Source organism: Veillonella intestinalis (genome assembly GCF_943193155.1).
Taxonomy (GTDB): domain Bacteria; phylum Bacillota; class Negativicutes; order Veillonellales; family Veillonellaceae; genus Veillonella_A; species Veillonella_A intestinalis.
Map to the genome: position 1 here is coordinate 292,920 of NZ_CALPDB010000001.1, position 19,769 is coordinate 312,688.

The 19,769-nt window shown below is 37.5% G+C and carries 20 protein-coding genes and 1 riboswitch; of the genes, 19 read left to right on the forward strand and 1 reads right to left on the reverse strand.

What is annotated here, in order from left to right; genetic code table 11:
- Positions 1 to 25 precede the first annotated feature (25 nt).
- Positions 26 to 176, forward strand: a riboswitch (FMN riboswitch).
- Between the two features lie 145 nt (positions 177 to 321).
- From ribD to NFR44_RS01330, 11 genes are all read left to right on the forward strand, one after another.
- On the forward strand, positions 322 to 1,527 hold the full coding sequence (gene ribD, locus NFR44_RS01280; protein ID WP_251440298.1) for a bifunctional diaminohydroxyphosphoribosylaminopyrimidine deaminase/5-amino-6-(5-phosphoribosylamino)uracil reductase RibD: 1,206 nt from the start codon (positions 322 to 324) through the stop codon (positions 1,525 to 1,527).
- Positions 1,508 to 2,212, forward strand: a complete 705-nt coding sequence (gene ribE / locus NFR44_RS01285) for a riboflavin synthase (protein WP_251440300.1) — start codon at positions 1,508 to 1,510, stop codon at positions 2,210 to 2,212. The genes ribD and ribE overlap by 20 nt, the downstream gene beginning before the upstream one ends.
- 43 nt (positions 2,213 to 2,255) lie before the next feature.
- Entirely contained in the window at positions 2,256 to 3,452 is a 1,197-nt protein-coding gene (locus tag NFR44_RS01290) for a bifunctional 3,4-dihydroxy-2-butanone-4-phosphate synthase/GTP cyclohydrolase II (RefSeq protein ID WP_251440302.1), read from the forward strand.
- A gap of 54 nt (positions 3,453 to 3,506) precedes the next feature.
- Positions 3,507 to 3,965 carry a 6,7-dimethyl-8-ribityllumazine synthase gene (ribH, locus tag NFR44_RS01295; RefSeq protein WP_162099949.1) on the forward strand — a complete coding sequence of 153 codons (459 nt, stop codon included), beginning with the start codon at positions 3,507 to 3,509 and terminating at the stop codon, positions 3,963 to 3,965.
- Positions 3,966 to 3,993: 28 nt separating this feature from the next.
- Positions 3,994 to 4,878, forward strand: a complete 885-nt coding sequence (gene hslO, locus NFR44_RS01300) for an Hsp33 family molecular chaperone HslO (protein ID WP_251440304.1) — start codon at positions 3,994 to 3,996, stop codon at positions 4,876 to 4,878.
- 235 nt (positions 4,879 to 5,113) lie between these two features.
- Positions 5,114 to 5,935, forward strand: a complete 822-nt coding sequence (gene mtnP, locus NFR44_RS01305; RefSeq protein WP_251440306.1) for an S-methyl-5'-thioadenosine phosphorylase — start codon at positions 5,114 to 5,116, stop codon at positions 5,933 to 5,935.
- 47 nt (positions 5,936 to 5,982) lie between these two features.
- Positions 5,983 to 7,035 (forward strand): S-methyl-5-thioribose-1-phosphate isomerase, encoded by a 1,053-nt coding sequence (mtnA, locus tag NFR44_RS01310; RefSeq protein WP_251440787.1) that lies wholly within the window; start codon positions 5,983 to 5,985, stop codon positions 7,033 to 7,035.
- Between the two features lie 84 nt (positions 7,036 to 7,119).
- Positions 7,120 to 8,364, forward strand: a complete 1,245-nt coding sequence (locus tag NFR44_RS01315; protein ID WP_251440308.1) for an adenosylhomocysteinase — start codon at positions 7,120 to 7,122, stop codon at positions 8,362 to 8,364.
- A gap of 9 nt (positions 8,365 to 8,373) precedes the next feature.
- Positions 8,374 to 9,708: an amidohydrolase gene (locus NFR44_RS01320; protein ID WP_251440310.1), complete on the forward strand. Its 1,335-nt coding sequence runs from the start codon at positions 8,374 to 8,376 to the stop codon at positions 9,706 to 9,708.
- A gap of 145 nt (positions 9,709 to 9,853) precedes the next feature.
- Positions 9,854 to 10,399 carry a Panacea domain-containing protein gene (locus tag NFR44_RS01325; RefSeq protein ID WP_251440312.1) on the forward strand — a complete coding sequence of 182 codons (546 nt, stop codon included), beginning with the start codon at positions 9,854 to 9,856 and terminating at the stop codon, positions 10,397 to 10,399.
- Positions 10,389 to 10,718, forward strand: a complete 330-nt coding sequence (locus tag NFR44_RS01330; protein ID WP_251440314.1) for a type II toxin-antitoxin system PemK/MazF family toxin — start codon at positions 10,389 to 10,391, stop codon at positions 10,716 to 10,718. The genes NFR44_RS01325 and NFR44_RS01330 overlap by 11 nt, the downstream gene beginning before the upstream one ends.
- Before the next feature lie 145 nt (positions 10,719 to 10,863).
- Here NFR44_RS01330 and tpx read toward each other — a convergent pair whose 3' ends face one another.
- A complete protein-coding gene (gene tpx / locus NFR44_RS01335; RefSeq protein ID WP_251440316.1) occupies positions 10,864 to 11,379 on the reverse strand; it encodes a thiol peroxidase in 516 nt (171 codons plus the stop codon).
- Positions 11,380 to 11,602: 223 nt separating this feature from the next.
- Here tpx and NFR44_RS01340 point away from each other — a divergent pair, with 223 nt between their 5' ends.
- The 8 genes from NFR44_RS01340 (at position 11,603) to NFR44_RS01375 (ending at position 19,739) form a co-directional block, all read left to right on the forward strand.
- Complete coding sequence (locus tag NFR44_RS01340) at positions 11,603 to 13,363, forward strand: ABC transporter ATP-binding protein (protein ID WP_251440318.1); 1,761 nt, start codon at positions 11,603 to 11,605, stop codon at positions 13,361 to 13,363.
- Complete coding sequence (locus tag NFR44_RS01345) at positions 13,356 to 15,146, forward strand: ABC transporter ATP-binding protein (RefSeq protein ID WP_251440321.1); 1,791 nt, start codon at positions 13,356 to 13,358, stop codon at positions 15,144 to 15,146. The genes NFR44_RS01340 and NFR44_RS01345 overlap by 8 nt, the downstream gene beginning before the upstream one ends.
- 103 nt (positions 15,147 to 15,249) lie before the next feature.
- Positions 15,250 to 16,047: a TrmH family RNA methyltransferase gene (locus tag NFR44_RS01350; protein WP_251440324.1), complete on the forward strand. Its 798-nt coding sequence runs from the start codon at positions 15,250 to 15,252 to the stop codon at positions 16,045 to 16,047.
- Positions 16,040 to 16,816, forward strand: coding sequence for a nickel pincer cofactor biosynthesis protein LarB (gene larB / locus NFR44_RS01355; RefSeq protein ID WP_251440327.1), 777 nt, complete (start codon positions 16,040 to 16,042; stop codon positions 16,814 to 16,816). The genes NFR44_RS01350 and larB overlap by 8 nt, the downstream gene beginning before the upstream one ends.
- 14 nt (positions 16,817 to 16,830) lie before the next feature.
- Positions 16,831 to 17,295, forward strand: a complete 465-nt coding sequence (gene larC2, locus NFR44_RS01360) for a nickel pincer cofactor biosynthesis protein LarC2 (protein WP_251440330.1) — start codon at positions 16,831 to 16,833, stop codon at positions 17,293 to 17,295.
- 137 nt (positions 17,296 to 17,432) lie between these two features.
- On the forward strand, positions 17,433 to 18,284 hold the full coding sequence (locus NFR44_RS01365; RefSeq protein WP_251440333.1) for a ChbG/HpnK family deacetylase: 852 nt from the start codon (positions 17,433 to 17,435) through the stop codon (positions 18,282 to 18,284).
- On the forward strand, positions 18,281 to 19,297 hold the full coding sequence (locus tag NFR44_RS01370) for a lysylphosphatidylglycerol synthase transmembrane domain-containing protein (RefSeq protein WP_251440334.1): 1,017 nt from the start codon (positions 18,281 to 18,283) through the stop codon (positions 19,295 to 19,297). The genes NFR44_RS01365 and NFR44_RS01370 overlap by 4 nt, the downstream gene beginning before the upstream one ends.
- Complete coding sequence (locus NFR44_RS01375; RefSeq protein ID WP_251440337.1) at positions 19,290 to 19,739, forward strand: ACT domain-containing protein; 450 nt, start codon at positions 19,290 to 19,292, stop codon at positions 19,737 to 19,739. The genes NFR44_RS01370 and NFR44_RS01375 overlap by 8 nt, the downstream gene beginning before the upstream one ends.
- Positions 19,740 to 19,769: the final 30 nt, after the last annotated feature.

Below are 19,769 nucleotides of genomic sequence, written 5' to 3' on the forward strand. Positions count from 1 at the left end.
CTTATATATTTTACAAATTAATAAGGATAGTCTTTGAGGCAAGGTGCGAATCGAATAACAGAATTGATTATTCGCATTCAATTCCTGACCGGCGGTGATAGTCCGCAAGCTCTGAAATGGGTTGACTCGGTGTGATTCCGAGACCGACAGTATAGTCTGGATGGGAAAAGACACGGTATGAGTTCGCCTTCTTACGAAATACGAACAATCAAATTATTGTATTAATGATTGTTTGAGGTGTCGCATAGAAAGCGAAGTTTATAACGCAATTTACTCAGGGACTATATGCATATAGTCCCTTTTATGTTAGGAGTTCATAGTATGACAGATGAACAAATAAAAGACCTAGAATTACAAAAGCAAATTGATGAAACCTATATGGCACGGGCTCTAGCGTTAGCGGCACAAGCTACAGGACGGACCCATCCTAATCCTATGGTGGGGGCTGTGGTTGTAAAAGATGGGCAGATTATAGGTGAGGGCTTTCATCATAAAGCTGGCGAGGCTCATGCTGAAGTAAACGCATTGCAACAAGCTGGTGAAGCTGCTAAGGGTGCTACCTTGTATGTAACCTTAGAACCTTGTGCTCATTATGGTAAAACGCCGCCTTGTGCCAAACGAGTGATTGAAGCAGGCCTTCAACGCGTTGTCATTGGTGTGGTTGATCCAAATCCATTAGTAGGTGGCAAAGGCATTCAAATGCTTTTGGACGCTGGTATTGAAGTGACATCGGGTGTGTTAATAGATCAATGCTCCAAATTAATTGAGGGCTTTTTGACCTTTATTAAAACAGGACGTCCTTTTGTTACGTTAAAATCAGCCATGTCTTTAGATGGAAAGATTGCTACACGGACAGGTCATTCACAATGGATTACGAATGAAACGGCACGGCAAGATGGACATCGATTACGAGCTACTCATGATGTGATTTTAACTGGCATTGGTACAGTATTAAGTGACAATCCAAGTTTAAATTGTCGTTTACAAGCCGATAGTAAATTATCAGAAGAAAATATTCAAGAATTAAATGCTACACCATTACATCAGCCTGATGTGGTGATTTTAGATAGTTTAGGACGAACACCAGTAGATGCTAAATTATTTGAACAACCTAATCGTGATGTTTATATTTTTGTTAGTTCGGCTTGTAAAGATTGTCAAATTAAAGCTCTAACTAATAGAGGGGCTAAGGTAATTCCTGTAGAGTCTACCGTAAATGGTCTTGATATAACGTTGATATTAAAACAGCTAGGTGAGTTAGGTTTTACCTCTGTTTTAGTGGAAGGTGGTAGTCATGTGATTGCTTCCTTTGTAGAAGCAAAAGCATTTAACAAAATAGTAACCTATATTGGCAATACGATTATTGGTGGCCAAGCTGCTTTAGGTGCAGTTAATGGACAAGGCATTGATCAATTAGTGGAAGGTGTTCAACTGCGTTTTGAATCAGCTGCTATACTAGATAATAATATTCGGTTAGAAGCATATGTAGAGGAAGGAAGTGACGCTCATGTTTACCGGAATAATTGAAGAAGTCGGTAACGTTGTAAGTGTTCAACGAAATGCTCAGGCTATGCGACTGACGATTGAAGGTCATAAAATTTTCGAAGATATGGAAGTCGGTTGTTCTATTGCTGTTAATGGCGTATGTTTAACTGTGACTGCCTTTTCTGGCACACAATTTGTAGCGGATGTTATGCCTGAATCAGTGAATATGACAACGTTAGCTAAGTTTACTGCAGGGCAAGCCGTTAATTTAGAACGTGCTATGGCTGCCAACGGTCGCTTTGGTGGTCATATGGTAGCTGGCCATGTAGATGGACAGGGCCGAATTCGTAATATTCGTAAACTTGATAATTCGGTTATTTTTACCATTGAAACAACGGCTGATGTGTTAGATTATATTATTTACAAAGGTTCGATTGCCGTTGATGGAGCTAGTTTGACTGTTTCAAAGCGAGAAGCCACTTATTTTGAAATTTCAATTATACCTCATACGATTGCTAATACCATTTTGGCAACGGCTACGATTGGTACTGTGGTGAATTTAGAGACAGATATTGCAGGGCGCTATATTCGCCATTTTATGAATTTGTCTGAGCCTGTTACAGCTGATGGTGTAGCAGGAAGGTCAAATTCTACAAGCGCAAAAAAATCAGAAGCCAAACATTCAGGGCTGTCTAAAGATTGGCTAGCTGCTAAGGGCTTTATATAACCATAGATACCTACTCATTTAGAGGATAAAAGGAGATATTATAATGACAAGAACGTTGAATACGATTGAAGAAGTATTAGCAGATATTAAAATTGGTAAACCAGTAGTTATCGTAGATGATGAAAAACGTGAAAACGAAGGGGATCTCATGATAGCAGCTGAGTTTGCCACTATGGAAAATATAAACTTCATGGTGAAGGAAGCTCGGGGTATTGTATGTACACCTATGAGACGGGAAGATTTAGAACGTTTAAATATTCCTCAAATGGTGACAAAAAATACAGATAATCATGAAACGGCCTTTACTGTATCGGTAGACCATGTTGATACAACTACAGGTGTTTCCCCTTATGAACGGGCATTGACGATTCGTACTTTGGTTGATGATACAGCGCGTCCAGATGATTTCCGCCGTCCAGGTCATGTGTTCCCACTACAATATAAAGAAGGGGGCGTTTTAGTTCGTCAAGGTCATACCGAGGCTTCTATTGATTTATGTCGTTTAGCAGGTCTTAAAGAGGCGTCCGTTATCTGTGAAATTACTAAAGATGATGGTAGTATGGCTCGCTTAGATGATTTATTAGAGTTTGCTGATAAATATGATTTGAAAATTGCGTCCGTTGCTGAATTGATTGAATATCGTAAATTGCATGAACCAATTATTACATTAGCCGCTGAATCTAAGTTGCCTACAGCTTTTGGTGATTTTCAAATTTTCGTATTTAAAAATTACCTAGACCATAAAGAGCATTTAGCCATTGTTAAAGGGGATGTAAAAGATCAAGACGATGTGTTAGTTCGAGTACATTCTGAATGTTTAACTGGTGATGTATTTGGTTCGCAACGTTGTGATTGTGGTGAGCAGCTTCACAATGCATTACGTACGATTGAAGAAAAAGGTCGTGGTGTAGTCGTGTATATGCGCCAAGAAGGCCGTGGCATTGGTTTGACAAATAAAATTAAAGCCTATGCTTTACAAGAAAAAGGCTTAGATACGGTAGAAGCGAATGTGAAACTTGGTTTCCCACCAGATATGCGTGAATATTCATTAGCGGCCCAAATTATTCGTTTCTTAGGGATTAAAAGTGTTAATTTATTGACTAACAATCCTTTGAAACGTGAAAGTCTAGAACACTGGGGCATTGAAGTTAATAAACGAGTGCCTGTGATTATCAAGGCTAATAATGTAAATGCAGGTTATTTAAAAACTAAAAAAGAAAAAATGGGCCATTTATTATAATGTAGAATAGTTTTTCATGTAGAAACGGACTATTCGAACTAGGAGGAATTACAAATGATTACAGAAGGTAAATTATTAGGTACAGGTAAACGCTTTGCGATTATTGGTTCTCGTTTTAACGAGTTTATTACTTCTAAATTAATTGGTGGCGCTATGGATGCTTTGCTTCGTCACGATGTAAAAGAAGATGATATTAATACAATTTGGGTACCAGGGGCTTTTGAAATTCCTGTAGTAGCTAAAAAAGCAGCTCTTAGCGGTAAATATGATGCAATTATTTGTGTAGGAGCGGTTATTCGTGGATCCACAACACACTATGACTATGTATGTAGTGAAGTTTCTAAAGGCATCGCGCACATTAGCCTTGAAACAGGGGTGCCTGTTATGTTTGGCGTATTAACTACTGAAAATATTGAACAAGCCATTGAGCGTGCTGGCACAAAAGCAGGTAATAAAGGCTTTGATTGTGCTATGGGTGCTATTGAAATGGTTAACTTATTAGAACAAATTTAAGTATAAGAATAAAGGAAGATAAAATTATATGGATAGTATTCGTCGTTATACCACCAAGGAAGGGGTTCGTTTAGCTTTTGCTGTTACTACGGATACCGTAGAAGAAGCAAGAGTTCGTCATGAGTTAAGTCCAGTAGCTACGGCTGCTTTAGGACGTGCCATGACAGGGGCTCTTTTAATGGCTGGTGATTTTAAAAATGAAGAAAATGTTAGTTTACGATTGAATGGTAAGGGGCCATTAGGGGTTGTACATGTAGATGCGTTTAGTGATAATACAGTGCGTGGCTATGTGGATAATCCTCATGTGGAAGTACCTCTTAAATACGAAGGTAAGCTAGATGTAGGAGCTGCTGTTGGTCATGATGGTGAAGTACAAGTGACTCGTTTTACCAAACTTCGCCAAGATTATACGTCTCAAAGTCCTATGCAGTCTGGGGAAGTGGCCGAAGATTTAGCCTATTATTTGTATACGTCGGAGCAAATCCCTGCAACTATTAGTTTAGGTGTTTTAGTGAATACAGATCATACCACTAAAGCAGCTGGTGGTTTCTTAGTGCAGGCGTTGCCAGATGCTACCGATGAAGCATTAGCACAGGTAGAAGCTAATATTAATGACTTAGGGCCTATTTCAAAGTATTTAGAAGCACATCCTGATGGAGCGGGCTTAGTTGACAAAGTATTGGCTGGTTTAACGAAAGAACAAGTATATGAGGGTGAAGTTCATTTCAATTGTACTTGCAGTCGTGAACGTTTTGAGCAAATTTTAGCTACTTTACAGCTTCATGATAAAGAGGAGTTGCTCAAAGATGAGACAACCGAATTAGTTTGTCATTATTGTAATGAAAAATACCACTTCAGTCGTGAAGAGTTAAAAAAAGTATTTGATGAAGCTGCTAAGGCACCGCTTAATTAATCGTATTTTATGATAATCAAGGTTAACCTTGCAAAAACAAATGATTAACTCAATCACTTATAATGTGGTACAATAGAATAAACGAGCCTTAGGGCAGCAGTAACTAAGGTATGGATTCTCCAGGGCTTGCTCTGGAGTTTTCTTTTGTTTTACATTGTATTTGACTATAGTAAATGGTGATAGTTCACAATTTTGTGGCTCACTGTATGTTATGTTTATTAAAGAGGTGACTATAATGGGTGTAATCGCAGTAATTGGTGGTACTGGTGTGTATGATCCATCGATGTTTGAAAATATTGAAGCGAAAACCATGTCCACACCATATGGGGACATTGCTTATACACAGGGCAGTTATAAAGGTAAGCAAGTAGTATTCTTGGCTCGTCATGGCATGAAACATTCGATTCCGCCTCATTTAATTAATTATCGAGCTAATATTTGGGGCCTTAAAAAGCTAGGGGTTACCATGATTATTTCTACCACTGCTGTTGGTTCCTTAAACGAAGACTTTGGACCAGGGCATTTTGTATTGGTTGACCAATTCTTAGATTTTACCAAATCTCGTGTAAGTACCTTCTTTGATGGCGATGGTAAAAAAGTAGTGCATCTTGGTGTAGGTAATCCGTATTCACCAGCATTGCGTAAAGTCGTTGAAGAGGCTGCTAAGAAATTAGATATCACCCTTCATAATGGCGGTACTTACGTATGTACTGAAGGGCCTCGTTTTGAAACACCAGCAGAAATCAAAATGTTCAAAATGCTTGGCGCAGACACAGTAGGTATGACTAATGTGCCTGAAGTTGTATTAGCAGGGGAAGCTGAAATTGCCTATGCCACGATTTCTATGGTTACTAATTATGCCGCAGGGATTTCACCTACTGAATTAACTCATCAAGAAGTATTGGATATTATGGCTGAAATGTCAAATAATTTTAAGGCGTTAATCCTTGAAACAATTGAACGTTTAGACCCCGATCAAGATTTGCCTTGCCATCATCGCTTGGCTGAATACGGTGGGTTCAAAGCTGCGTTAGGCAAAGAAGGGGAATTGCTATGAGTTTACATGAAGCAGTTAACTCATTAAATACATTAAAGAGCCAGTCTATGAAAAGTATTCAGTGGAATGGTGAAACTTTAATTTTGCTAGATCAAACTAAATTACCAACGGAAGAAGTTTATATTGATTGTACTGATTGGCGTCAAGTGGCGGAAGCTATTAAAAAGTTGCGTGTTCGTGGTGCACCAGCTATTGGGGTAGCGGCTGGTTATGGTTTAATCTTAGCAGCCCGTGAAGCCATAGAGTCAGCGGCTGATGAAGTGACTCAACGTGCTAATTTCTTAGATTTTGCGAATACTCTTAAGGAGACCCGTCCAACAGCTATTAATTTGGCGTGGGCGATTGATCGTATCGTGACTAATATTGTATTTCCTTGCGATACTATGGTAGCTGCGTTACCGCTTATTGAAGCTGAAGCTAAAGCTATTGATTTGGAAGACCAACGTCTTAATGAAGCGATGGCTAAAGCAGGGGCTACTTTATTTGAAGGCCAACAAGGCATTCGTATTTTAACCCATTGCAATGCAGGTGCTTTAGCTACTGCCGGTCTTGGTACGGCTTTAGGGGTAGTTCGTGAGCTCCATAATAATGGACAGTTGGAACGAGTATATGCCGATGAGACTAGACCATTACTTCAAGGGGCTCGTTTAACTGCTTTTGAGCTTCACCACGATGGGATTCCTGTTACCTTGTTAACCGATAATATGGCTGCTTATGCCATGCAACAAGGTTTAATTGATGCTGTTATTGTAGGCGCTGACCGAATTACTACAGATGGCGATGTGGCAAATAAGATTGGTACTTATGGTGTCGCTTTAGCCGCTAAGGCTCATAATATTCCTTTTTATGTTGCTGCTCCATATAGTACCTTTGATTTTACTTTACAAAAAGGCTCGGATATTCCTATTGAAATGCGCAGTCCTGAAGAAGTGCTCTGTTTTGGTGGTATTCCTACAGCACCTGCTGATATTGAAGTATTAAATCCTGCTTTTGATGTGACGCCTCATTCCTTAGTTAGTGCTATTATTACGGAAGAAGGGGTATTGACAGCACCATATGATAAAGCAATTGCTAATTTACAGAAAAAGATTGTTAAATAAAATGAAGTATAAAATGAAGTTTCTTGTTTAGTTTATGATAGTTCATAGATTAAACATTTCTATATTATGAAAGAAGAGGTCCCTATGAAATCATTAATTCGTGACATTGCTTTAGCCCCAGAAGGTCGTAAAAAAATTGAATGGGTATCTAATTTTATGCCTGCCCTTAATAGTTTGCGGGAAGAGTTTAAAGCAAGTCATAAGTTTGAAGGTAAAACGGTTGTTGTAAGTGTTCACTTAGAGGCTAAAACAGCATATTTATCAACGGTACTTAAAGAAGCTGGGGCTGAGGTAATCGTGACTGGTTCTAATCCATTATCTACGCAAGATGATGTAGCGGCAGCTTTAGTTGATATGGGACTTACCGTGTATGCTTGGTATGATTGTACGGAAGAAGAATACTTCATGTTCTTAAATAAAGCGCTAGATCACAAACCACACATTATTATTGATGATGGTGGTGACCTTGTTAATTTGTTACATACAACAAGAACAGATGCTAAAGAACGTCTTATTGGTGGTTCGGAAGAAACAACTACGGGTGTCCATCGTTTACACGCATTAGCCAATGAAGGGAAATTAACCTTCCCAATGATTGCGGTTAATGATTCTTACTGTAAATATCTCTTTGATAATCGTTACGGTACAGGGCAATCCGTTTGGGATGGGATTATGCGTACTACTAATTTGACAGTAACGGGCAAAAATGTAGTTGTTGCTGGTTATGGTTGGTGTGGTAAAGGTGTAGCTATGCGTGCCAAAGGCCTTGGCGCTCATGTTATTGTAACAGAAGTGGATCCAATTAAAGCGATTGAAGCTGTTTTTGATGGTTTCAAAGTTATGCCTATGATTGAAGCAGCACCAATTGGTGATATTTTTGTTACAGTTACAGGCTGTAAAGACGTCATTCGCAAAGAGCACTATGAAGTTATGAAAGACAAAGCCATTATGTGTAATGCTGGTCATTTTGACTGTGAAGTAAATGGTGTTGAATTAGCTGAAGTGGCTGTGTCGCATCAAAACGTTCGCAAGAATATTGAAGGGTATACACTTGCTGATGGTCGCATTCTTTATTTACTAGCTGGTGGTCGTCTTGTTAATTTAGCCGCTGGTGATGGGCATCCTGCTGAAATTATGGATTTATCCTTTGCTATGCAGGCCTTAGCGGCAGAATATTTATTAGACCATGGTGCAACTATGGAAAATACGGTTCATATCTTGCCTCATGAATTAGATGAACGCATTGCTAAGGTTAAATTAAATTCTATGGGCTATGATATTGATGCACTTACACAGGAACAATACGACTATTTACATAAAGTACAATAAGGAGATAACATGGCTGATATTGTAATTCGCAACATTGATTGTATTACAGGGGAACGTGCAGAATCTGGGAAAGATATACTAAGAAATGTAACTTTAATTATTAAAGATGGTTACATTGATAGAATTTTGACAGAAGAAGAAAGTAAAACTCCATTTGGACAAGAGCTGATTACTAAAGAATCGGGAAATGCAGCTTATATACTAGATGGTAATGGGCGTGTAGCAGCTCCAGGCTTAGTGAATACACATACTCATATTGCTATGGGTTTATTCCGTAATTATGCAGATGATTTAGAACTCATGGACTGGCTTCAAAATGCTATTTGGCCCGCTGAAGCTAAATTGACTAATGATTTAGTAGAGGTGGGGACTCGTCTTGGTATTGCAGAGATGTTCCGCAGTGGCACAACTTGCTTTAGTGATATGTATTTCTTTATGGAGGATACAGCAAGAGTTGTAAAAGAAACCGGTATTCGTGCTGTTTTATCCCGTGGTATGGCTGGGGTTGCACCAACAGCTGACCAAGCTCTTGTAGAAAGTCGTGAGTTGTTTACTAACTGGCATGGTTTTGACCATGATCGCATTAAAGTTATGTTAGGGCCTCACGCGCCATATACTTGTCCTGATGACTATATGCGTAAAGTTATGGAGTTAAGCCATGATATAGGCGCACAAATTCATATTCACCTTTGTGAAACAAAAGGGGAAGTAGACAATGTAATTAAAGCTACTGGTAAAACACCAATTGCTCATTTCAATGATTTAGGTGTATTTGATACGGGCTGTGTTGCGGCTCATGGCGTTCATTTAACAGAAGACGATTTGGAGATTATGAAGGCTAAGAATGTTCGCGTAGCTCATAATCCACAGTCTAATCTTAAATTAGCTAGTGGTATTGCCGATGTACCAGCCATGTTAGCCAAGGGGATTACAGTTGGTCTTGGTACTGATGGCTCTGCTAGCAATAACAATGCCGATATGCTTGAAGAAGTTCGCTTAGTAGCTACTTTACATAAAGCAACTCATTTTGACCCTAAAGCCATTCCGGCTCATCAAGCCTTAGCACTTGGAACTGTAGAAGGGGCCAAAGTATTAGATTATCAGGATTTGGGGCTCATTAAAGAAGGGTATCGTGCAGATATTTGTTTGTATGATGTAACGGGTATGCATTGGTTACCACGTTATAATGATGTAGCCTCTTTAGTTTATGCAGCTAATTCTTCTGATGTGCAGACAACTATTGTTGCAGGTAAAGTTGTTATGAAAGATCGTGAATTATTGACGATTGACGAAGAACAATTGCGTTATGATGTGATGAATAAAACAAAAGTGTTTGTGAAATAGTAAACAATATGGTAAGGCTGTAACTTAAGCATGAGTCTAAGTTGCAGCCTTTTTATTATGGATTTACTAAAAGAGTAAGAACGAGTATAATAAAGTTGAAATTAATAAATAGTATATACATTCCAACGAAAGGTGGTGTATTTCTATGGCTAAAGCGATTGATGTTGCTAAATTTTTCATTGAATTAGTTAATAATAATCCTAATGAAGACCTTATGACTAATTTACGTCTGAATAAATTATTATATTTTGCACAAGCAGCTAGTTTTAAAAAACTTGGATATGCTCTAATTGATGAGTCTTTTGAAGCTTGGCAATTTGGACCAGTTTTACCAGAAGTCTATGAAAGATATAAACATTTTGGCAGAAATGGAATTCAAAGTGAGCCATTTGATAGAAGTAAATTATCGCGTAAAGAACAATTATATCTTATTGACGTACTTCGTACTTATAATACTATTTCTACTTCAGCTCTAGTTAAAATGAGTCATGAAAGTGATGGGCCGTGGAGAAAAACCTATAAAATTAATACTCACAAAATTATTGATAATGAAATTATAGAAGATTATTTTAAAGATAAAGATATTGTAGAAGATTTTAAACCTTTATTTGCTAATTCACAATTTGTAGGGCATAGAGATACTGCAGATGATGTACTTGTTTTGCCAAAGGACATGGATTATGCCGAATGAATGGGAAGTATGGTGGGCGTTAGTTAAATTTGAAGATTCAAATCAAGCTAAAACAAGACCAGTTATAGTCTTAGAAAATAATCAAGCTTATATTTTATCTTTAAAAGTAACAAGTCATGGTCCTAGGAAAAATTTCAATGGAGAGTTTGATTTAATGAAATGGAATGAAGCTGGTTTGGAGCGTCCTTCAACTGTTCGATTGAGTCAACCATTAAAATTAAAAGAAAAGGACTTTAAATCAAAAATAGGGGATTTAGATGCATTTGATATCTATGCTATTCAACAACTATTAACCTATTATGATTTTGAAAACTATTAATTTATCTTGAAAGTATTTTAGATATTAAACTATTTGTGAAATAAAAAAAGGGCTGTAGCAATGGCTACAGCCCTTTTGGCGTACATATCATCATGTCTACCATAGTAAATACTACAGTAGTACAGGGATAACAAGTAAACTTATATTAGATTAATTTTTTTACAGCATCAACAGCCGCATCAAAGTTAACAGATTGAGTTACTTCTGGTACATATTCAACATAGGCTACTTTGTCATCTTTGTCGATAACTACGATACCACGAGTTAAAAGACGAAGTTCTTCAATCAAGAAACCATAAGCTTCGCCGAAGCTTGCATCTTTATGGTCAGAAAGAGTTACTACATTTTCAACACCAGCAGCACCGCACCAACGTTTTTGAGCGAATGGAAGGTCCATGGAAATAGTTAATACAACTACATCATTGGAAAGTTCAGTTGCTTCTTTGTTGAACCAACGAGTCTGAGCATCACAAACGCCAGTATCTAAGGAAGGAACTACAGAGATAATTTTTACTTTACCTTCGAAGTCTTTCAAAGATTTTGCTGCTAAGCCATTATCTAAAACAGTAAAGTTAGGAGCTGCTTCGCCAACTTTTACTTCTTTACCTACTAATGTCATTGGATTACCTGCGAAAGTGATTACGCCAGTACGTTTTTCCATAATAAATAACCTCCTAAAGATTAATTTCAAAATTTCATTTCTGTTCTTAATAGCGAGTGTATTGTACACTCACTTGACACTATTAAGTATATCATGGTGTTTTGCATAAGTAAAATAAAAATTGATAATTTTCGATGTTATACTTTATATGATACAATAGAAACATAAAATGTAAACTTAAGAGATACAAAAAATATCTGAATGACAACTGGAGATATACATAATGAAAAAACTTACTATTTTTTCACAGTTTTTCAAAGGCTATGGTCCCATTTATTTATTGGGTATAGTCCTATTGATTACGATTAATATTCTATTTCTCTATGTGCCAAGGCTCATTGGGGAATCAATTAACACCTTATATTACGGTAAGGAAGGCCTTACTACTTATATAGGGTACTTTTTTATGTTAGGTATAACGGTTACCATTCTAAAATTTGGATCACGCCATTTACTATTAGGCTCTATTCGTCGTTTTGAATTTTTATTGCGGCGTCGTCTTTTTGATCATGCCTTATATATTCCTACTGCTTATTATGAAAAGAACGGCCCTGGTAAGGTTATGGCTTTGATGACTAATGATGTTACGTCCCTACGAGTTTCACTGGGCCTTGGTGTTATGATTTTAGTGGATGCCATTTTCTTTGGCATTTGTTCGTTCTTTTTAATGGCTAAAGAGATTAGTGTGTCTTTGACTATTATGACGTTATTGCCGATGCCTTTTATTTTATTTGGCATGCTCTATGTAAGTCGGCGCATGCGTCAACGTCAAAAAGAAGCTCAAAATACCTATAGTGATTTAACGGAATTTGCGCAGGAATTATTTTTAGGTATGCCTGTTATTCGGGCATTTAATCGTGAAATGCGCAGTTTATGGCGTTTCCAAAATATTAATAAAATTAACTACGAAAAAAATATGAGAGTGGCTCTATTAGATGCCATTTTAGCACCATTAACTTTTGTAGCCCCTTTTATGTGTCACGCCATAGCTATTTTTGTATGTGGACGGTTAATTATTGCCAATGAAATTTCTGTAGGGGATTTCGTAGCAGTTAATGGGTACTTAAGTTTAATTATTGGCCCTATTATGGGTATAGGCTCGCTACTATCGGTCTTGCAAAAAGGCTTAGCCTCTTTAGATCGAATTTATGATTTTCTTATGATTGAGGAAGAACAATTAACGGAAGATACTCGTGAGTTACCACTGACAACTATGACGATTAGTAACTTATTTTTTACATACCCTGAAACATCGGCTCCTATGTTAGAAAATGTTAATTTAACGATTCAGCCTGGCGAATTTATCGGCATAGTAGGGGGGCCTGGTTCGGGTAAGTCTACGTTATTTAAATTGTTATTACGTCTCCATGATACACCTGCTAATAGTGTATATATTGGGGATGAAGATATAACGAAATTACCGCTTCAAGTATTGCGGCGTAGTATTGCCTATGTGCCACCAGAACCATTTTTATTGGGCACCACCTTGGGTGAAAATATTGCCTTTGGTGAGGCTTCTAATCATACTATCGATTTAACTGAAGCTGCTGAAAGAGCTGCGTTAACACGTGATTTAAGTGAACGCTTAGCGCCGGCGGCTAAACGACTTAAAGAAGGCGGTACTGATTTATCAGGCGGTCAAAAACAAAGAGTTAATATAGCGCGCGGTCTATATAAAAATGCACCATATTTATTATTAGATGATAGTTTTTCGGCGCTCGATACAATTAGTGCTAGATCTATCATTAAAACCTTGCGTCAAGGTCGCCAACAAACTTTATTATTTATTTCACAGCGTCTTGAAGCCTTACGTGAGGCCAATCGTATTGTAGTATTTAAAGAGGGGACCATTGTAGAACAAGGAACTCATGAAGAGTTATTAGCTCTCAATGGTGAATATTGCCGGTTATATGCCCAGCAAATTGATGAGCCCTTGGAAGAAGAGGATATGGTGGCATTAGCAAAGGAGGTGTCTCATGAGTAAGCAACATAGTAGTTCCTATACAGTGCAGGAAGAAGTAGCTCTTACTAAACATGAAGATATCTTATTGTTACGGCGTTTGGGACAGTATATTAGTCCTCATAAATTCTTGCTTATTTGGGCTGCTTTATTTTTACTGTTTGCATTAGGCCTTGAATTAGTTCGCCCTATGCTTATTAAGGGGGTTATTGATACAGCCTTTCCACAACGAGATGTGGGGATTATTTTAGAATATGCAGGCTTGTATTTCTTGACGATTACATTGAGTATCGTCGCTATGTTTGTTCACAATTATACCTTACAACAATTTGGTCAGCGTATTATCTTTGAAATTCGCAATACGGTGTTTGCCAAAATTTTAGCCCGTACGCCGGCCCACTTTGGTGAATTGCCAATTGGTAATTTAGTAACTCGTGTTACCAATGATACCGAATCCTTGCGTACGCTTTATACTGATGTAGTTTTAAAACTTGGCAGTAGTACCTTGATGATTATAGGTATTTTAATTTCCATGTTCTTTTTAAATGCAAAATTGGCAGCTGTCGTGTCTTTATTGGTACCACTTATGGCAGTGTTAATTTTTGTGTATCAAAAGTATGCTCGTAAGGCCTTTCGTGGCGTGCGTACAAAACTGGCTGCTTCCAATACATCTGTTCAAGAAATGCTTAACTTTATTGTTATAATAAAGTCCTATGTTGGGGAAAGTATTATGGCTAAGCAATATGATCGTATTAGTCGTGAGTTTTTACAGGCCGGTTTATTTGAAGTAAAGACCTTTGCCATTTTTAGACCAATAGTAGATGGTATGTTGTTTGTAATTTTTATTGCGATTTTTAGTTTTACTAATTGGTTTGATTCAGTAACTGAGGCGGGAACTGTATTTGCCTTTATTCAGTATATGGATAAATTCTTCCAGCCTTTAAAAGAGATTGCTGAAAAATATAATAATTTACAAAGCGCTTTAGCAGGGGCAGAACGTTTAGTACCTATTATTAATGAAGATGCGGATACAACGATTGAAACTATTACTGTGCCTGATGAATTTGCTACCATTCATACTATTGAGTTTGATCATGTATGGTTTTCCTATGATAATTCTGAAAATTATGCACTCAAGGATATTTCAATTACTATTCAAGGCGGCCAGTTCATTGGTATTGTTGGCCCTTCTGGCGGGGGCAAGTCAACGCTCATGGCTTTGCTTATGGGGTTCTACCGCCCTACTAAAGGGACTATTCGTATTAATGGCTATGATACGGCTCAATATGCACCGGCTGTTTTACGTGAGGTAATGGGCTATGTATTTCAGGATAGTCATTTATTTAAAGGTACGATTCGTGAAAATTTATCCCTCTATGATGATGCTATACCAGAAAGTGCTCTTATAACAGCTGCTCAAAAGGCTCATTTACATACTATGATTGAACGGTTGCCTCAGGGCTATGATACACCGGTAGGGTATTTAGGATCCTTATTATCAACTGGTCAGAAACAATTGTTAGCCATGGCTAGAGTATTGGTGCGAGATCGTCAAGTTTTAATTTTTGACGAAGCTACGGCACATATTGATAGTCATACGGAACAACTAATTCAACAATCCATTGAAACGATTCGTGGTGAAAAGACAATCATCAGTATAGCTCATCGCTTGTCTACTATTCGCAGTGCTAACCAGATATATTTGATTAAGCAAGGAGAAATTGTTGAGTCTGGTACTTATGAATCTCTCATTGCCCAAAAAGGTTCTTTCTTTGCCCTTTGGGAAGCACGGTCAGTTGTGATATAATTATTTAAGATATAGAGTTTTTTGAACTTTGAAAGTTTAACTAATACCGCACAGGCAATCATACATTTGCTGTGCGGTATTCATTACTATTGTGGAGGGATATATGGAACGTATTACATCAAAAGAAAATAAGGTTTTGAAATACGCCCAATCCTTGCAACGAAAAAAATATCGCAAACTACATGGCGAATATTTGGCAGAAGGTTTGCGCACTGTAGCAGATATGATTGCTACTGGATTAGTGACTACTGTTTTTATTAGTGATGAATATGCAGTTACTAGTGAAACATATGAGATAGCTGAACAAGCAGCGACTCAAGGAAGTATGGTGTATCAGGTAAAGGCAGCCTTACTAAAAAGTATTGAAAGTACGGTGCATGGACAGGGGATTATTGCGATTGTAAAGAAGCAAACACATCAGTTAACAGAGTCTTCTTTTGGTAATGGCCTTTATGTCTTGTTAGATGAAATTCAAGATCCTGGTAATTTAGGCACCATTATTCGCACCGCTGTTGCTGCTGGTGTAAAGGGCTTATTTTTAACTAAAGGTAGTGTAGATCCGTATAATGAAAAAACGGTTCGCAGTACTATGAGTGCTATAACTAAATTGCCTATTTATGAGAATGTTTCTATTGACGAACTCATGCCAATAATTAAAATGAATCAGATCGCTGTGTATGCTACAGCTTTAGAGCAGGCATCACCTATTTATGATGTTTCCTTTGCACCATCAACATTGCTTTTATTAGGTAACGAAGCTAATGGACTTAGTGAGCCGTGGTTTCAAATAGCGCAAGAGCGCATTACTATTCCTATGTATGGCCCTATTGAGTCTTTAAATTTGGCCATAGCAAGTGCGTTGTGCATGTATGCAGTGAGAGAGAGTTGGTTACATGAGTAAATCTATTAGTGAATTATTAGAGGCCTATAAAGAAGGAAATCTTTCCTTAGAGTCCTGTGAAAAACACATAAATGAGATTATAAGCTGTGAAATTCGTAATGAAGCTAGAGTATCAAGTTTACAAGAAGCTGTTATTGATTTAGATCGTGCTAATCGTCAAGGATTTCCAGAGGTAGTGTATTGCGAAGGTAAAACAGATGAACAATGCATTACTATTTTTAAGGAATTAAATCATCACTATGGTACTTACATGGGGACTCGTGGTCGAAAAAGTATTTATGAAGCTCTTTGCGCTGAGATTCCCGATTTACAATTTGATGAGACGAGCGGTATTTTATATTGCCGAAGAGATTGGCAGTTGCACAATGAAGCACGGTCAATTGCCGTAGTTACAGCTGGTACTAGCGATATACCAGTAGCAGAAGAAGCAGCTTTAACGGCTGAACTTATGGGAAATGAAGTAGTCCGTATCTATGATGTTGGTGTAGCGGGGATTCATAGACTATTTCATCGCCTTGAAGATATTCAAGCCGCCAATGTTGTCATCGTAGTAGCTGGTATGGAAGGGGCCTTAGCAAGTGTTGTAGGTGGTTTAGTGACTAAGCCAATTATTGCAGTGCCTACCAGCATTGGCTATGGAGCTAATTTTAAAGGCCTTGCGGCTTTATTATCTATGCTCAATTCTTGTGCTGCTGGGGTTGGTGTTGTGAATATTGATAATGGCTTTGGCGCAGGACGTTTGGCCCATGTTATTAATAGTCAGCGGTAAGGGAAGGAGTGGCTATGGAAACTAAGGAGGCAAGTAAGGAGATTGATTTAATACAAATCGAAGCGAATATAGATAATATGAATCCAGAGTTTTATAGTCCCTTACTGGATATCTTATTACAAGCTGGTGCTAATGATGCATGGTTAACACCGATTATTATGAAAAAAGGTCGCCCAGCTATTTTGTTAAGTGTATTAGCTAATCATAGTCAGTTGGATGAACTAAGTGAAATAATTTTTCAAAATACCACAACGATTGGCTTTCGCTTTTTTCCTGTTAATCGTATTATTTGTGAACGGGAATTTAGTGAGTTTCTTTATGAAGGGCAACAGATTCATATTAAGCGATCGTATTATAAAGGGCAGTTAGTCAATACTTCGTTAGAGTATGAAGATTTAAAGCAAGCATCTCACGTATTACAAATTCCTTTAAAGGATTTACAGCAGAAAGTTTGGCAAGCTTTGCCGAAAGAACTTTAAATTTTGTGGTTATTTTGCAAGTATTCTTAAAATTATAGTATATTCACAAAATAACACTATACACTACCAATAGACATATGTTAAAATAACATATATCCTCTTTATATGAACAAGGATTAAAAGAATAGAAGGTGCGTATGATTCGATTAATAGTTAATGCCGACGATTTTGGCTTACATGAAGCTGTCAACGAAGGTATCATTAAAGGGCATACCGAGGGGATTATTACAAGTACATCATTATTAGCAAATGGGGAGGCTTTTGATCAAGCTGTAACTCTTGCAAAAACTGTTCCTCAGTTAGGTATTGGTGTACATACAGCCTTAGTAGGTGGTTTAAAGCCTCTATGTGACCCTGAGGAAGTACCTACTTTGTTAGAAAATGGACGCTTTCTCAACTCCTATCCAGACTTTATAAAAAAAGCTATGACGGGAGCCATTAACTTTGAAGAAGTGTATAAGGAATTAGACAAACAATTTGAAAAAGTTGTTTCCTCTGGTTTACCTATTACTCATGCGGATGGTCATCAACATCTTCATGTGTTACCACAAATAACACCGATTATGGTTACGCTATTGCGGCGTTATGGGATTAAAAAAATGAGAATTCCTGCAGAAGATCGTTTTTTCCGTAATGGCATAACGCAATGGGAACGTCTTGCTGGTAAGGTAGGGTTAGCTGAAGTGGCTGATAAAGCCTATACATTATCCAGTAAAATGGGGATTTGGTCGCCCCGTTATTTTTGGGGGATGATGAGTGGTGGTCAGTTAACTGAAGACCGATTGATGGAAATTCTTCAGCGTATTGCTACGACACGTGGTAGTCATGAAATTATGACTCATCCAGGTAATAATGATAGACTTCTTAATTCATTATACCCATGGAATTATCATTGGGAAGGCGAATTAGCCGCAATGTGTGCAGAACCAGTAAAACAATTTATTCAGTTCCACCAAATTCAGCTAGTTAATTATGGTGAGTGTGAATGAATAAAGTTTTAAAACGAGGCCTAATATTAGGTTTGGTGCTGGTAGTTATTTCAGGACTCACCATTTACTTTACTATTGATTTAGATTCTTTAGCTACGCTTGAAACATTCAATCTCAGTTCTTTGCTTTTGGCTTTGGTAGCCTTAGCAGTAGGAATGTATTTTGATGGTTTGCGATTACAACGGCTCGTGCATATCGGTGGTTATGATTTACCGATTATTGCCATTTTGCGAGTAATTTTTGGCAACTATTTTATGGCCATGTTAACTCCCGGGGCTAGCGGTGGTGCTGTAGCTCAAGTGCTAATTCTTAAAAGTTATGGTGTGCCAGTCATGAAAGGGGCTCCCATTGTACTGATTCGTACTGTATTTTCAATTTTGTTTTTAATTGTAATGTTACCAGTTATCTTTTTACATAGTTCCATTACAATTCCCTATATTAGTCGTGAAGCGTTACTAGAAATATCTTTATTTTTAGTCGTTTGCACAATTGTTGGTCTCTATGTATTGCGGACCAATTTAATGAAGCGTTTTGTCTATATGTTGGCAGAACGATTCAAAAAAGGCAATCCTAAAGCGTGGTTAGCTAAACTGACTGAACTTAATGAAGGGTTTTCATTGTTATATGCAAAACCATTACAATCATTATTAGTTTTTATCGAATCAGGGCTTAGTTTATTAGCTTTATATGCGATTGCTCCAGCACTGATGTGCGCCTTTACTTGGGATATACCGATTGTGGAAGTCCTCAGTCGGATGATATTATTAAATTTAATTCTGTATTTTGCGCCAACACCTGGTGGTACTGGCGTGGCAGAGGGATTATTTATTTATTTGTTTACTTCATTCTTGCCCGTAGGGACTGTTGGCATCGTTGCTGTCGGTTGGCGAGTAATTGCCGAGTATTTGCCGTTTTTTATAGGTATGTATTCCGTATTTACATTATATGGCCGACAATTCGTAGCTGGCGCAGCGGCAATTGAAGGAGAAAATGGAGGTAAGAACATTGGCTAAGTTAAAGAAAGACAAATTCTATTTGGTACAAGAAGATATTCTTCCAGAAGCAATTAAAAAGACAATTAAAGTAAAAGAAATTTTAAAATTAGGGGAAGCTAAAACAATTAATGAAGCTGTAGAACGTATGGATTTAAGTCGTTCTGCTTATTATAAATATAAAGATTATGTATTCCCATTCTATGAAATTGCACAGGGTAAAATCGTATCAATTACTATTTCTATGTCTAATGAAGCTGGTATGTTATCTAGTATTTTGCGCACCATTGCTGAAAGTAATGGTAGCATTTTAACAATTAATCAGGATATTCCATTACAAGGGATTGCGAATGTAACGATTGCCTTTGAAACTAAGGATTTATCCACCCCATTAGAAGAATGCTTGAATAATATCCGTTCTATTCGTGGGATTTTACGTGTAGAAATTTTAGGCCAAGCTTAATCACGTTAACTTAGAGTATATTGTTAGACA

Bases quoted from the DNA above. Each gene is read 5' to 3' on its own strand.
- NFR44_RS01345 (WP_251440321.1), top strand. From the start codon at position 13,356: ATGAGTAAGCAACATAGTAGTTCCTATACAGTGCAGGAAGAAGTAGCT.
- tpx (WP_251440316.1), bottom strand. From the start codon at position 11,379: ATGGAAAAACGTACTGGCGTAATCACTTTCGCAGGTAATCCAATGACA.
- NFR44_RS01330 (WP_251440314.1), top strand. From the start codon at position 10,389: ATGCCGAATGAATGGGAAGTATGGTGGGCGTTAGTTAAATTTGAAGAT.
- hslO (WP_251440304.1), top strand. From the start codon at position 3,994: ATGGATAGTATTCGTCGTTATACCACCAAGGAAGGGGTTCGTTTAGCT.
- NFR44_RS01365 (WP_251440333.1), top strand. From the start codon at position 17,433: ATGATTCGATTAATAGTTAATGCCGACGATTTTGGCTTACATGAAGCT.
- mtnA (WP_251440787.1), top strand. From the start codon at position 5,983: ATGAAAAGTATTCAGTGGAATGGTGAAACTTTAATTTTGCTAGATCAA.
- mtnP (WP_251440306.1), top strand. From the start codon at position 5,114: ATGGGTGTAATCGCAGTAATTGGTGGTACTGGTGTGTATGATCCATCG.
- NFR44_RS01340 (WP_251440318.1), top strand. From the start codon at position 11,603: ATGAAAAAACTTACTATTTTTTCACAGTTTTTCAAAGGCTATGGTCCC.
- larC2 (WP_251440330.1), top strand. From the start codon at position 16,831: ATGGAAACTAAGGAGGCAAGTAAGGAGATTGATTTAATACAAATCGAA.
- ribE (WP_251440300.1), top strand. From the start codon at position 1,508: ATGTTTACCGGAATAATTGAAGAAGTCGGTAACGTTGTAAGTGTTCAA.
- NFR44_RS01315 (WP_251440308.1), top strand. From the start codon at position 7,120: ATGAAATCATTAATTCGTGACATTGCTTTAGCCCCAGAAGGTCGTAAA.
- NFR44_RS01325 (WP_251440312.1), top strand. From the start codon at position 9,854: ATGGCTAAAGCGATTGATGTTGCTAAATTTTTCATTGAATTAGTTAAT.
- ribD (WP_251440298.1), top strand. From the start codon at position 322: ATGACAGATGAACAAATAAAAGACCTAGAATTACAAAAGCAAATTGAT.
- NFR44_RS01320 (WP_251440310.1), top strand. From the start codon at position 8,374: ATGGCTGATATTGTAATTCGCAACATTGATTGTATTACAGGGGAACGT.
- NFR44_RS01290 (WP_251440302.1), top strand. From the start codon at position 2,256: ATGACAAGAACGTTGAATACGATTGAAGAAGTATTAGCAGATATTAAA.
- NFR44_RS01370 (WP_251440334.1), top strand. From the start codon at position 18,281: ATGAATAAAGTTTTAAAACGAGGCCTAATATTAGGTTTGGTGCTGGTA.
- ribH (WP_162099949.1), top strand. From the start codon at position 3,507: ATGATTACAGAAGGTAAATTATTAGGTACAGGTAAACGCTTTGCGATT.
- NFR44_RS01350 (WP_251440324.1), top strand. From the start codon at position 15,250: ATGGAACGTATTACATCAAAAGAAAATAAGGTTTTGAAATACGCCCAA.
- larB (WP_251440327.1), top strand. From the start codon at position 16,040: ATGAGTAAATCTATTAGTGAATTATTAGAGGCCTATAAAGAAGGAAAT.